This window comes from Psychrobacillus sp. NPDC093180 (assembly GCF_044754065.1).
In the GTDB taxonomy this organism is placed as follows: Bacteria; Bacillota; Bacilli; order Bacillales_A; family Planococcaceae; genus Psychrobacillus.
This window is the reverse complement of record NZ_JBIVOJ010000001.1, coordinates 555,686-568,918: the sequence shown is the minus strand read 5'-3', so window position 1 is coordinate 568,918 and position 13,233 is coordinate 555,686. Positions and strand designations below refer to the sequence as shown.

Here is a 13,233-nt window from a genome sequence, read left to right as displayed (position 1 = left end):
CAGTCTAATAAGTTTCCTATTTCGTTTCTTCTAATAGTTGCTCCAAATCAGTTTTCGTAAATAAATAATACTCATTACAGAAATGGCATTGGGCCTCTGCTTTCCCATCTTCCACAATCATGTCTTGAATTTCTTGCTGTCCTAAACTAATAATTGCTCTTGCAATTCTGTCTCTCGAGCATTGACACTGAAATTGAATCGGCATTGTTTCCAGTATACTTACATTTTCTGCGCCTAATACCTCTTCTAATATTTTTTCTGGCGTAAGACCTTCTTTAACCATTATAGAGATAGACGGAATCTGTAGTAAACGGTTTTCGATATATCGAATCGTGTCCTCCGAAGTTCCAGGTAATAATTGAATAATGAAACCACCAGCTGCTTCGATTGTATTATCTTCATTTACAAGCACTCCTACACCAACAGAGGACGGGGTTTGCTCTGAATTCATTATATACGAGGTAAAATCATCTCCGATTTCTCCTGTTTCAATAGCTACTTGACCAACAAATGGCTGATTAAGCCCTACATCCTTTGAAACGGAAAGAGTTCCGTTAGTTCCAACAGCACGTTTCACATCTAAATTACCTGACTCTGTCACTTCAAAATGGGTTCGTGGATAGGATACATAGCCACGCACCTCTCCTTTTGCATTTGCATCGACAAGAATCGTGCCAATTGGGCCTCCTCCGTCAATTTTTATCGTTAATTTTTCATCGCCTTTCATCATGGCACCCAGTATAGCACCTGCTGTCATGGAACGTCCAAGTGCCACAGATGATGTGGGAAGCGTATCATGGCGTCGCTGTGCCTCACTAACTGTATTAGTTGACCGAATGGCATACGCTCGGACTTGATCTTGAAGTGCAATTGCTTTTACTATATAATCATTCATATTTTTGTCTCCTTTTATAGTTGTCGAAAAGACGAACTATTAACATGCTAACAGCTTAAAGTAAATCTCTTATTATGCAAAGAAATTCATTTCCCATAAAAAAGTCAATATATTTTATATTACTTATTATAGACATAACGATTCATTTTTGCTTATTTTTTAAAATATACATATAATTTGTGACTAATTTATGAACATTTAATTTTTTTCCACCATGCGACAATATTTGCATTTTTCCTGTTATACAATATAAAAGTTGGTTTAGACACCACACAAAAACGGATATCAATTCGATAACTAAAATATTATTTGGAGGAAATACCGTGTTGAACTTATTGGATGAAAAAGCTTTATTGTTTCAAATTGCAATAAAAAGAAAAATCATGTACAAAAAAGCAAAAAACTATGGATTTACACATCCTTCAGTTGTAGAGTGTAGCCAAGAATTAGATGTATTACTAAATAAATACCAAAAAATTGCTTCTTAGACTAACATACAAAACCGATTTACTTTCCTGAGTTCAGGAAAGTAATCGGTTTATTTTACGGATAAGTTAAAAATAAAAGGGGAATTTAAAGAATGAGGTGATAATTTGGCAAAAATTATTCAGGCATTGTTCATTTTCTATTTAATATTCCCCATGAATACTCTTGCAGAAACGAATATATCAGATGTAAAAATTGCATTTGAAAAGGACGGCTATTTATGGATAAAAGTCAATAACAAAGAAGAAAAAATAACGAAAGAGAAAGCTAAGTACCATTACCCTCCTGAGTGGTCATTCGACGGAAAAATGCTCCTATATCAAAAGGAAGTTCCCGGTAATTTGAATGATTCCAGAGAAATTACCAACGAGTTATGGATTTATATGATCCAAACTAAAACGCATAAAAAAATCTTTTATGACGGTTACAATCCCAAATGGTCACCTTCTGAAAATATTGTAGCTTTTATGAGCGGAAGCGTCTTAAATATATCCGACTTAAAGAGCTTTACTAACATAGCGTTAGGTGTCGATAGTTATGAATGGCAGCCGGACGGGAAAGGATTTATCACTTCCTCTAGTGCTGATCTTCGGCCGGATGGATGGACAAATCCAGTTCTTTATACAGTTACATTAGAAAAGGATTATATGAATAATAAAGATTTGACGAAAAATGTAAAGAAACTGTTTGTTATTCCTAAAGAAATAGGCATAGATAAGGCCAAAATCATTTCTATAAACGCTGATTCCTTTAATTATTCTCCAAACGGAAAATGGGTATCCTTTAGAGTCTCACCGACTGCTTCTTGGGCAATGGATAGTGATATGCTATGCGTTCTTTCTGAAGATGGAAAACAGTTTAAGGTGATTGATGAGATGGCTTTAGGATTCGACTCAAAATGGGCATTTAAGCAAAACTTCCTTGGCTATATTGCTGGCGGTGGAAGAATAGTATATGGCTATAAGAACAAAAACTTAAAAGTAACCGAACTTCCCTCTTTTCTAACATTAACTCTTACCCCTGAAAAATATGCAGATCTAGGCTTTACATGGGTAAATGACGATTCGTTCGTTGTTTCTAGAGTAGCGGAGGCAGAATGGTCGAATGACCCCGAAAAACGTCCAACTTCCTCTTTATATTTTGTACCATTATCAGGTGATAAACAGGTGAAAATAACCTCTCCCCCAAAAGGAAAAGAAGATAACAATCCACTATTCCTACCTGTAATAAACAAACTTACATGGTTGCGGCAAACAGAATTAACAGAAAGTACCTCTGACTTATGGATTGCTGACCCAAATGGTGAAAACGCAAAAATTTGGGTGAACAACATTGGTGTATACAGCTTTTTTCCGGAAAGATAAAGTGAAACTACAATCAGTGGGGGTTTTTCGACGCACAGGACGTGCTAGGGGGGACGTCGCACTTTTAGTCCCCGGTCATCTCCCACTGATCTTTTTGCTTTTCTTACATCTTGAAGTGGGAGTCTTACTACCCGTTAAGGCGGGATAAAATAACGCACCCTATACAAAAGGCTAATTTAATTTAGCTTATTTTGTATAGAGGTGCGTTAAATTCTTTAAACTACGACAACAAAATTCGAAGCAAACGCCTGCTCTTTTTCTACTTGAATTTCTTGTAGCTTTTCTACTTCTCTTTTTCTTGCATTCGCACATTCCAAATAATTAAGCTGGGATATATAATTTTTATCAATGAGCGATGCTAGAAAATCAGCATCTTTCAGAGCACTGTTCAGACCAAAAGCTCCGGTTGGAGTCATGGTATGAACTGCATCCCCAATTAATGCAACACCGTTTTTCCCCCAACTCTCACTTGTAGAGCTATATACATCAAGTAATACGAAATCTTTCCACGATTGAATATGATGATGAACCGTTCCTTCCAACTGTGGAAATGCTTGGATTAGTTGATCGATAAAAGGGGTAAACGGCTGCTTTCTTAACTGAGGGAAGGATCCCTCTTCAATATTCCAACCAATCTGAATAAAGCCTTGTGCTTGGGTGAAAAGTGATAATTGTTTTCCATCAATAAGTGCCATTCTAATCGATGGCTCCCAATCCTCAGGAGCAGGAATTCTCGCCCAAAGCAAGTCAAATCCATGTTTACGAATCGTTACATCAATTTCTGCTTTTTTTCGGACAGTAGAATAACGGCCATCTGCTCCAATGATCAGCTCAGTTTCAATTAAGACTTCCTCCCCGTCTTTTACAGCACGGACTCCATTGTAAAAGCCGGCTTCATCCTTTAATAACTCAACTACTCTTGTATTCATCATTGCCTGAAAAGCGGGATACGCTTCCCCGGCTTCCAATAATATAGATAATAAATGCTTCTGTGGAACATGTATGCCTAAATGTCCTACTTGTGGATTTGGTAGTATTGTTTTAAAAGGTTCGCCTTTATGCCAATACTCCAGTTTTTCCATACGAAGTAGACCTAGTTGTTCGATTTTCTCAAAAAGTCCCTGCTCCTTTAAAATTTCTTCTCCTTCTTCGTTTAAATGTTCCCCACGAAAAGCCTTCCCAACAGCCGCATGTTGCTCTAAGAGAAGAACCGATACATTTTTCTTTGCGAGTAAATAAGCAAGCAATGCTCCTCCTGGCCCTGCTCCTACAACACATACATCTACTTTATAATTCACTTCTTATCCTCCTACTGTGGATAATCGATAACTTTACAAGTTTGACTAACCCAAATTTCTTTAATAACTCGCCATTACTTACATAACGTAAGTTAGTATATTATTACAATCACTTATAGTCAAATAAAGTAATATGGTTTCTAGAAAAGCAGTTAAAATTAGAAGGTTTTATACAAGTATAGAGAAGTTTAATAACGAGGATTATAATTTATTAAGTCTTCCTCTTTGATTCCCATTTGTTGCCCTTCCTCCGTGATCTTGTAATTAAATTGAAAAATATCGTTGTCATGTGCAAAATAGACATACTCCACATATGTTTCATTTTTAAAGGTTACAATTACATAATAAGTTGGAAGCTTGATTCCCCATTTTCCCTCAATAGATTCTATATTCTCTTTTTCATAGCCCTTCTCTGCTATTAGATAATTAGCTACTCTTTTTTTGTAGGTATGTTTATTTGCTTGTATTGTTACTATAGGTACGATTGCTATTCCTATAATGGCTATAACTAGGAGAACCCAAAAAATCTTCTTAGCCCTTGTCATTTTAAAAAACTAAATCTTTTTTCAAATAATAATGCTTATGCTCTCTTCCTACGTTGTCAATGGAACCATATACTTCATAACCATGTTTTTGGTAAAAATCTAAAGCCTGAAAACTAAGTGTGTCGAGCTTAATGAAGTCACACTGATTATCTCGCGCAACTTGCTCTGCTTCTAATAATAGTTTTGTTCCAAGCCCCGATTTTCTTAAATTCTCGTTCACCATTAATATTTGGATTTCTAACCAGTTCCAGCAGATCTCGCCTATTAATCCTCCACAAACATGATCATTTTCATCTCGTACAAAAAGATTTATTTCTTTATATCTGCCTCTTAAATCTTCGGGAAAATGTTTTAAATTATATTGATATAACTCGTTATTAATATATTTAACTGCTGCCTTATCGCTCTCTTTTGTAATATGAAACTGCATCTTATCTCATCCTTTTCTAATAGGCTTGTTTTGGTATTAGTATAATCATCCACTATTTTTTCGTAAAAAAACGTTTCCCAACTGTTTCTACCACTTTAGGGAAAACTGCATATAATTTGCTTGTGATACTCATATAGGACGGGAGATCTATCTCACGAACTGGATGCTGGATTACTTTTTCGATAGAGGATACAACCGCTTCAGGTGTGAGGAGATGTTTGCTTAGTCTTTCACGATAATTTCCAGCTTGATCTGCTAAGTCGAGAAATGGTGTATCGATTGGTCCAGGATTAATAGTCGAAACTTCTATTCCAAATTCCTTTAGTTCCATGCGAACTGCATTGGCGAATCCAATAAGAGCATGCTTAGAAGCAGCATAAACAGAAGCTTTTGGAGTTGCAACTTTTCCTGCCTGTGAAGCGACAAAAATGATATGGCCTTTCCGTTTATTTTTCATTTTTGTAGCAAAGTATTTTGTAAGCTTCATCGGTGCGAGTACGTTAACATACAGCATTTGATCCATTTGAACTTCGTCTAAATCTGTTAAATAAGCAAATGTACCGACTCCTGCACAATGCACGACTACATCGGGTGTTCCCATCTCTTCGAATAGTTTTTCAAAAGATTGTTCTGCTGTTAAATCCGCTTGTATTGTATGTATGCCTAACAGATTTAGTTCACCCAAAGCTGCTATATTTCTGCCTGTAGCCCAAACTTCATAACCATCCGCTTGCAATTTCTTAGCAAGCAAAAGTCCGACGCCACTTGTAGCGCCGGTAATACATACTTTTTTATGCTTGCCCATACATTAAAATCCCTTCTTCTGTTCGTCTTTCTGTTATATATTCATTATCCATTAAATAATCGACTTGTCCTATTGTTTCGGAAAGCGTTAATCCGAGTTCTTTTTCATACACTTTTGGAAATAGCTCCTGCGTTAGTGCAAAAATTGTTTTCTCTCCATCTTTCATCATGTCTAAAACCTTCATCGCTCGTTCCCTTTGTTTTTCAAGTCTTACTGTAAGAAGCTCATACACATTATAAACTTCCTCCCCATGCCCACTATATACCATTTCTACTGGCAACGATTGGATTCTTTGCAATGACGCATTGTATTGCAGCATGGATTTTGCCCGTTTTTCTTTATTTAATGGTGGTTCAATTAATGGATTGGATGAAATTTTGTCTATTATTAAGTCTCCACCGATTAGCACGTTCTCTTTCTCTGACCAAAAAGAGAGATGACTTTGCGCGTGGCCTAATGTTTCTAACACGGTATACTCAGGATGACCAGGTAGTATATCCCCATCTTGTAGAATTTTTTCCACTGGACGGTTTCCAATAAAATGAAGTGGTCTTTTCATTTTTTCCACCCAGCGCAAATAATTTTCTGGTACCCCTTCTTCTATTAAACTTTGCAGATAAAACTTGTCATGAAACTGAAAGAAATCCTTATCTTTCGTTAACCAAGGTTGATTATAAGCATGACCCAATATGGTAGCTTGTTCAAATGCATCCACCCAACCGGCATGATCTGGATGATGGTGTGTTAATAACACTTGTTCAATATCTGTTAGTGCATAGCCGGCTTCTTTTATCCCCTTTTTGAGTGCTGCAAGAGCTTCTTCCGTTTTTGGTCCCACGTCCACTAACGTTAATGCATCCCCTTTTAATAAATACGTATTAACATCTCCTACTGCAAAAGGTGTTGGCACACTAATTTTATGTATCATCTACTCAGTTCCCCTTTGTTATGAATGCTTATTCATTCCATTGTACAGCTTTTTCCATAAGACGTCACTAAAAGGACGTTGACTTTTTATTGGAACACACATATAATTTCATTAATTCAGAAATTAAAAGCCAAGATGAAGAATAGTACATATATGATGGAGTACTAGAGAGTGAAATGATCCGCTGCAAGTTTCACCTCCCGCTCATATGTCGAACCTACTTCGGAGCTACTATGCAAACATAGTCGTGCCTCCCGCGATAAGGAGGATTAAGTTGTGTCGATTTTTTATCGACAAATTTAGGTGGTACCGCGGAGACAAGCGTTTTCGTCCTTATTTATTTAGGACGGGAGCGCTTTTTTATATGACCAAAAGGAGTGGATTGTACATGTCGAAGATCGTATTTGTTGGAGCAGGAGCAATGGCTGAGGCGATTATTAATGGCTTAACAAAAGAGGGAAAAGTTTCACCCACACATATTCATGTGATGAATAAATCAGATATGGAACAGCTAGAACATTTGAAACGTTCGTATAACGTCCAGATTGTTTGTGAAGAGAAAAAAGCGTTAACGGAAGCAGATATTGTCGTTTTGGCAATGAAACCAAAAGATGCAATAGAAGCATGCAATGGAATCGCTCCTTATATAAACAAAGAAGCGATGATCATCTCTGTTATTGCAGGTGTGTCTATTCAAACTATCACATCTCATTTAGGAGAACGACCAATAGCACGTGTAATGCCAAATACTTCTGCGGCAGTTGGATTAAGTGCTTCTGCAGTATGTTGGAATGCCCTCGTATCAGAACATTCGAAGCTTGAAATTATCCATATCCTAGAAGCAATCGGCTCAGTTAAAGTAGTAGAAGAGGAGGATTTACATGTTGTGACGGCACTTGCTGGAAGCGGTCCTGCTTACTTATATTATTTTGCAGAGCAGTTTGAAGCAGCAGCTGTGCAACATGGTTTGACTTCAGCAGATGCGCGGCAATTGTTTATCCAAACGATGGAGGGAGCAGCACAAATGTTGAAAAAAGGCGATGTCGAGCCATCCGAACTTCGAAGAAAAGTTACAAGTCCAGGTGGCACAACAGAAGCTGGCGTTGAACAGCTAGTTCAGCATAAAGTAGATGAAGCAATATTTGCTTGTATCGACGCTGCACAAAACAAATCGCGTGTTCTTGGCAAACAGTATGAGTAAACATGTAAAAACTGTTTAAGGGAGACCCAGTGGCATTCAAGAGCAACCAAACAACAAGAAAGGTGTGTACGTTTTGTATGGATAATTCGTACTTTGTCGGATGGGGTACCCTTGCCCTTATTAATGCAGGCATTGCACAAGGAAAAAATAGAAGCGGATTAAATTGGTTTCTTTTATCCCTTATTATCGGACCAGTTGCTACGTTAAGTTTAGTTATCATTGAAAAAAAATAAAAGATCCCGAGTGGTACTACTCCCTCGGAATCTTCTTTAATAACCCATTTGACCAATCATATTCAGCAAAGTCCTCCGCTACGTAAATGGGAAACTCATAATGTGCTACCTGGGCAATCATGTTTTTTATGTCGGATGGCATAAATCTTGCACTTATATGATTGACAATCAAGTGCTTGGCCTCAGCTTCTTTACACACATTTGCTGCATCTATTATAGTGGAATGTCCGTATAAACCTGCTAATTCAGCCGTTTCTTGGTCAAACGTTCCTTCATGCACGACAATATCTGATCTCTTACTCAGTAAAATTGAGCTCTCGCAAAATTTTGTATCGCCTAATATAGTTACTTGGAATCCATCTTTTGGTTCCCCTGTTACTTCGGAACTCTTAACGATTCGACCATCTGCTAACTCTACGTCATAACCTTCTTTTAATTGTCTTAGCAAAGGGCCTCTTGGAACATCAAGTGCATCCGTTTTTTCAATCAATAATTCTGGAGGCAGTGCTTTTTGCGTCACTTTGTACCCAAAGCAAGGAATAACATGTTCAAGAAATTTTGCTTCTACAATGAATTGATCATCTTCAAAAATAATACCTTCTTCGATTTCCATAATATTTAGTGCATATTTAATATGTGTTTTCGATGTAGCAAGCGTTACTTCAATCCAAGCTTTAATACCAGCTGGTCCATAAATCGTCAGGGGTTCATCCCCACCTAAAAAAGAACGAGAACCAAGCAAACCAGGCAGTCCGTATATATGGTCTCCATGTAAATGTGTGATAAACAATTTCTCTAATTTACGCGGTTTTAAAGTAGTATGTAATATTTGATGTTGTGTTGCCTCCCCACAGTCAAACATCCAAAATGTTCCCCGCTCATCGAGTAATTTTAATACAGTGGCAGTTGTATTTCGTTGCTTGGAAGGCATTCCTGCACCTGTCCCTAAAAATAATAATTGCATCTGTTCACCTGCTTTCGTCATCAACCAAAAAGCCCACTTTGCATTCTTGGCTTTCTTTTTGCTTTAAGTCATTTAATACTACCTTTTCGGAACATGTCTTGCAACAGATTACCGTATGAAAATAGATAGTAATAACAAATTCTTTAAAAATATAAGTTCACTTTTAATTTGTCGTTAAAAATTATTTAAGGCTACTGTCAAAGTCACTTTAGATTGACAATAGCCTCAATTAAATTACTCTTTTCCTATTATAAACTCATCTCATGACATACTTCCGCACATTTACGGCAAGCCTCGGCACAATTTTGACAATGTTCATGGTCATGCTTAGCACATTCTTCTGCACAGCGATCACAGATTTCCGCGCAAAGTTGGCAAATTTCCTTAACAAATGGATTATTTGAAGTCATAGCTTGTATTGCAAAGGCACAAATATCAGCACATGCCCGATCTAATCGGATGCATTCTGCCATCATTTTCACATCATCTTCCTGTAAACATGCATCAAAACAGGTATTACAAGCCTTTAGGCACTCTAAGCAAGCTTTTATGCATTCTTCATACTTTAGGTTCATCAAAACTCCTCCTACTATTTTAATTATTGATTTAATATTTATTTATTTTCCCTATAAGTATTGGTTTAAACTAAAATAAAGAAGTCAATTACATGTATTGATTTGAGTCATATAAAAAAGTGCTGTCCATAGAAGACAGCACCTTAGGCCACTCACAAATCCGAAAACACACTTATTTAGATGACAGTTCACTTTCAGTAACCCATTTATGATTGGTCACCTTTTCTCCATCAGTTGTTGATGTGTAATCAACCATATAAACCGTTGTTTTTTCTGCTGAGTCTATTTCAGCAGTTGCACCTTGCATCCCTTCCATATGATTAGCTTCTATCGTTACTTTTGATCCTGGTTTGATTGTTTCATCACCAGCATCCTTGATCTCTTCATGAATAATCCATTTATGATTGCTCACTTTTTCTCCACCTGTAGTAGGAGTATAGGAAATTGTGTAGACTGTTGTATCGTAGGCACCTACTATTGTTGCTACTGCCCCTTTCATCCCTTGCATATGATCCGTTTCGATAATTGCTTGACTACCTACTGGGTAAGTAGGATTTTCTGCAACTTTCAAACCTTCCGGAACTTCCCCAGAAGTAGAATGGTGCATCATCGAGTGATCCGTGTTCTCGCTTTCTTCTTTGCTTGTACTACTATTCATATTTTCATTGGAATCCGTTTCGCTTTTATCATCTGCACAAGCTGTCAGTGTAAATATTGCAGCCAAACATACAACTCCTAGCATAAGTTGTTTTTTCATCTTTATCACTCGCCCTTCAACTTTGATATATTCACTAACTTACATTGCGTTAGCTTGTTACATGTATACACTAGAATAAGGAAAAACTTGTCCGCCCAAGATACTAAGCTTGCAAAGTTCTTTGTCATACGGGATAGGGGTATATATTGTTGTAAGAAAGAGAGTGCTAATACAGCACTCTTACGGAATTAATCTACATCATATCCTTGATCGTCTATCGTCTCTTTAATCTTAGCTAATGTTACTTTTTCGTTATCAAATGAAACATCTACTTTACCTGCATCTAAATGAACTTTTACTAGCTCCACTCCCTCTAGTTTACCTACGTTACTTTCTACAGCATTGACACAATGACCACAAGACATTCCTTGTACATTTAATGTTATGTTTTCCATCTATATCATTACTCCTTTTATTTTCTCATTAGTTTTTGTATTGTTACTAATAATTCATCCAGCACTTCGTCGTCACCTTCAGCTAATCTATCCACTACACAGCCTTTTAAATGTCCTTGTAACAGGACTTTTGCGACGCTATTTAAAGCGGATTGAGTTGCGGAAAGCTGAGTTATAATATCGTCACAATAGACGTCTTTATCAACCATCCCTTTAATGCCACGAATTTGACCCTCTATCCGATTTAATCGATTTGTTAAATCTTTTTTTACATGTTCAGGGTGATGACTTTTCCGACACGATGCATTGGATTCGATAGTATGTTCTTCTTTTATATTATCCAAGGATTCAACCTCCTATCCCTATTTCTATCATATAGTACCCTTATGGGGTATGTAAAGTGATAACTGTATGTTTTGTCATTGAAAGATTTAGTATTAATGATCGTCGAGAAAATCTTTACTAAAGCTCGTTTTAGATTCCAACGAGGCTTTCTTTTTTACTTTTATTCCCCGTTTAATCGTATCTTTTCCGAACTTAGTTTGTAACTGTTCGACAAGTTTCAAAATGGGCTCTTCTTTTGCATGCTGTTCAAAGTTAAAAATGGATAGCTGCTCCACCGATTCTCCTTTGTCGTATACATTGTTAACCGTAACGCCAAGTAATCTGATTGGCTCCTCTTTCCAGGTAGTATGGAACAAGGTTGTGGCAAGCTCGTATATTTCTTTTTCTTGATAAAGTCGATTCGTCACTGTTTTACTTCTCGTTTTATTTTTCCAATTGGCATCTCGAATATGAATCGTAATAGAACGTCCCGCCAAGTTTTTTGAATCTAAACGAGATGCTACTTTTTTAGAAAGTAATCTTAAAACCTTTTCAATTTCTTCCACGTCCGTTACATCATATGGAAGGGTTGTTGAATTTCCAACACTTTTTGTATCGAAAACTGCTTCTGGATCCACCACTCGATTGTCAATACCATTTGCTCGCTCAGAAAGTCGAATCCCTATTTTGCCAAGATTTTCTTTTAAAAGACTAGGAGTCGCATTCGCCAAGTCTCCAATTGTGTGGATACCAAATTCAGCAAACTTTTTAGAAGTGCTCTCTCCGACACCATGCATTTCGATAACAGGTAGCGGCCAAAGCTTTTCCGCAACCTCTCGTTTACGCAAGATCGTAATGCCCATTGGCTTTTTCATATTCGATGCAGTTTTTGCCAAAAATTTATTTGGCGCAATTCCAATAGAACTTGGTAAATCCAGCTCCCGAACGATTCGCTGTTGAATGGATTCTGCAAAAGCAATCGCATCTTGTCCCATCTCTATATCGCTCACGTCCATATACCCTTCGTCAATCGACACCGGTTCCACAAGTGGCGTATATGAACGCAATATATCAAACATTGCTTTAGATGCAGCTCGGTAGCGTTCAAAATTTGGTGGTAATAAAATTAATTCCGGACATTTTCGTTTCGCTTCCCAAACAGACATTGTCGTATACACGCCTTTAGCACGGGCCTCGTATGAACAAGTGACTAAAATTCCACGTCTTTGTTTCGGGTCGCCCGCAACTGCAATTGCTTTCCCTTTCAGAGAAGGATCGTGTGCCTGCTCGACAGAAGCATAAAAACTGTTCATATCTAAATGAAAAATAATTCTCGCCTTACGCGACACGTGTCTCACCTCCACTTTGCATTATTTTATTATAGCAATTTTAATGATATTTGAGCCATTGGGAGATGAGTTGCTCCATTTGCCCTTTGCCATTTTTTGCGGAAAATAAAACGTGCCGCTCCTTCTGCTACCAGAAAAAAGATAATCATATATCTGAAATTCCATAATTTCCCAAACAAATAAAAATAGATAGCTTTTATAAGCTACCTATTTCTTCCTTCTTCATATTTTCTAGATATGATTGGATATCTTTAATGCCTTCTAAAGAACGAACTAAAATAGAAGGATCAACAATTGTAATCATTCGGTTTTCTAAATTCGCGACCGCAGTAAAATATTGGGTCTTCGTGTAATTTACTAAACCAATTTGCTTTAAGTCTTCTGTTGCAATATCGAGAATCTCTTTTGCTTCTTTCACTAAAATTCCGAGGGACATATCTTGTGTATGCATCGTCACCACACGAGCATTTTCAAAATTTACTCCACTCCGATGATATAAGATTTCCTCAAAGTCGATAATCGGCATGAGTTCACCGCGAATTTTCATTAAACCAATTAAATAATTCGGCAAATGTGGGATTGGGTTTACTTGTTCAAGCTTTTCAATAGATACGACATGTTCAATTGGAACCGCATATTCTTCATTTCCACATTGAAAAACAACTACTTTTTCACTAGACAATA

The 13,233-nt window shown here is 37.1% G+C and carries 17 protein-coding genes and 1 other annotated feature; of the genes, 4 read left to right on the top strand and 13 right to left on the bottom strand.

Annotated elements, in window-relative coordinates:
- Positions 1–16 precede the first annotated feature (16 nt).
- Entirely contained in the window at positions 17–895 is an 879-nt protein-coding gene (gene hslO / locus ACIP9W_RS02925) for an Hsp33 family molecular chaperone HslO (RefSeq protein WP_400785788.1), read from the bottom strand.
- 323 nt (positions 896–1,218) lie between these two features.
- Between hslO and ACIP9W_RS02920 the strand changes: the two genes are divergently transcribed.
- Together ACIP9W_RS02920 and ACIP9W_RS02915 are read left to right on the top strand one after the other, a co-directional pair.
- Positions 1,219–1,383: an aspartyl-phosphate phosphatase Spo0E family protein gene (locus ACIP9W_RS02920; RefSeq protein WP_282244488.1), complete on the top strand. Its 165-nt coding sequence runs from the start codon at positions 1,219–1,221 to the stop codon at positions 1,381–1,383.
- Positions 1,384–1,488: 105 nt separating this feature from the next.
- A complete protein-coding gene (locus ACIP9W_RS02915; RefSeq protein ID WP_400785785.1) occupies positions 1,489–2,745 on the top strand; it encodes a TolB domain-containing protein in 1,257 nt (418 codons plus the stop codon).
- A gap of 215 nt (positions 2,746–2,960) precedes the next feature.
- On the opposite strand, the gene ACIP9W_RS02910 is transcribed toward ACIP9W_RS02915, so the two are convergent.
- The 5 genes from ACIP9W_RS02910 to ACIP9W_RS02890 all read right to left on the bottom strand — a co-directional run bounded on the left by ACIP9W_RS02910 (position 2,961) and on the right by ACIP9W_RS02890 (position 6,751).
- On the bottom strand, positions 2,961–4,043 hold the full coding sequence (locus ACIP9W_RS02910) for an FAD-dependent monooxygenase (protein WP_400785782.1): 1,083 nt from the start codon (positions 4,041–4,043) through the stop codon (positions 2,961–2,963).
- 188 nt (positions 4,044–4,231) lie between these two features.
- Complete coding sequence (locus ACIP9W_RS02905) at positions 4,232–4,588, bottom strand: DUF3139 domain-containing protein (RefSeq protein ID WP_400785780.1); 357 nt, start codon at positions 4,586–4,588, stop codon at positions 4,232–4,234.
- Between the two features lies 1 nt (position 4,589).
- On the bottom strand, positions 4,590–5,018 hold the full coding sequence (locus tag ACIP9W_RS02900; RefSeq protein ID WP_400785778.1) for a GNAT family N-acetyltransferase: 429 nt from the start codon (positions 5,016–5,018) through the stop codon (positions 4,590–4,592).
- A 52-nt stretch (positions 5,019–5,070) separates the two neighbouring features.
- Positions 5,071–5,823, bottom strand: coding sequence for an SDR family NAD(P)-dependent oxidoreductase (locus tag ACIP9W_RS02895; protein ID WP_400785776.1), 753 nt, complete (start codon positions 5,821–5,823; stop codon positions 5,071–5,073).
- The gene (locus tag ACIP9W_RS02890) at positions 5,810–6,751 is read right to left on the bottom strand and encodes an MBL fold metallo-hydrolase (protein ID WP_400785774.1); all 942 of its coding nucleotides are present in this window, start codon (positions 6,749–6,751) and stop codon (positions 5,810–5,812) included. The genes ACIP9W_RS02895 and ACIP9W_RS02890 overlap by 14 nt, the downstream gene beginning before the upstream one ends.
- 123 nt (positions 6,752–6,874) lie before the next feature.
- Positions 6,875–7,089: a binding site (T-box leader), on the top strand.
- A gap of 50 nt (positions 7,090–7,139) precedes the next feature.
- Between ACIP9W_RS02890 and proC the strand changes: the two genes are divergently transcribed.
- Positions 7,140–7,952 carry a pyrroline-5-carboxylate reductase gene (gene proC, locus ACIP9W_RS02885; RefSeq protein ID WP_400785772.1) on the top strand — a complete coding sequence of 271 codons (813 nt, stop codon included), beginning with the start codon at positions 7,140–7,142 and terminating at the stop codon, positions 7,950–7,952.
- Between the two features lie 77 nt (positions 7,953–8,029).
- Positions 8,030–8,185 (top strand): hypothetical protein, encoded by a 156-nt coding sequence (locus ACIP9W_RS02880; protein ID WP_170206589.1) that lies wholly within the window; start codon positions 8,030–8,032, stop codon positions 8,183–8,185.
- 16 nt (positions 8,186–8,201) lie between these two features.
- On the opposite strand, the gene rnz is transcribed toward ACIP9W_RS02880, so the two are convergent.
- The 7 genes from rnz to ACIP9W_RS02845 form a co-directional block, all read right to left on the bottom strand.
- On the bottom strand, positions 8,202–9,149 hold the full coding sequence (gene rnz, locus ACIP9W_RS02875; RefSeq protein WP_400785970.1) for a ribonuclease Z: 948 nt from the start codon (positions 9,147–9,149) through the stop codon (positions 8,202–8,204).
- A gap of 248 nt (positions 9,150–9,397) precedes the next feature.
- A complete protein-coding gene (locus ACIP9W_RS02870) occupies positions 9,398–9,724 on the bottom strand; it encodes a four-helix bundle copper-binding protein (protein WP_400785770.1) in 327 nt (108 codons plus the stop codon).
- Positions 9,725–9,896: 172 nt separating this feature from the next.
- Complete coding sequence (locus ACIP9W_RS02865; RefSeq protein WP_400785768.1) at positions 9,897–10,481, bottom strand: YdhK family protein; 585 nt, start codon at positions 10,479–10,481, stop codon at positions 9,897–9,899.
- A gap of 188 nt (positions 10,482–10,669) precedes the next feature.
- Positions 10,670–10,876, bottom strand: a complete 207-nt coding sequence (gene copZ, locus ACIP9W_RS02860; protein ID WP_400785766.1) for a copper chaperone CopZ — start codon at positions 10,874–10,876, stop codon at positions 10,670–10,672.
- 17 nt (positions 10,877–10,893) lie between these two features.
- Complete coding sequence (locus ACIP9W_RS02855; RefSeq protein ID WP_400785764.1) at positions 10,894–11,220, bottom strand: metal-sensing transcriptional repressor; 327 nt, start codon at positions 11,218–11,220, stop codon at positions 10,894–10,896.
- Positions 11,221–11,313: 93 nt separating this feature from the next.
- Positions 11,314–12,549: a DNA polymerase IV gene (locus ACIP9W_RS02850; protein ID WP_400785762.1), complete on the bottom strand. Its 1,236-nt coding sequence runs from the start codon at positions 12,547–12,549 to the stop codon at positions 11,314–11,316.
- A gap of 196 nt (positions 12,550–12,745) precedes the next feature.
- Positions 12,746–13,231: a chemotaxis protein CheW gene (locus tag ACIP9W_RS02845; protein WP_142540571.1), complete on the bottom strand. Its 486-nt coding sequence runs from the start codon at positions 13,229–13,231 to the stop codon at positions 12,746–12,748.
- Positions 13,232–13,233 lie beyond the last annotated feature (2 nt).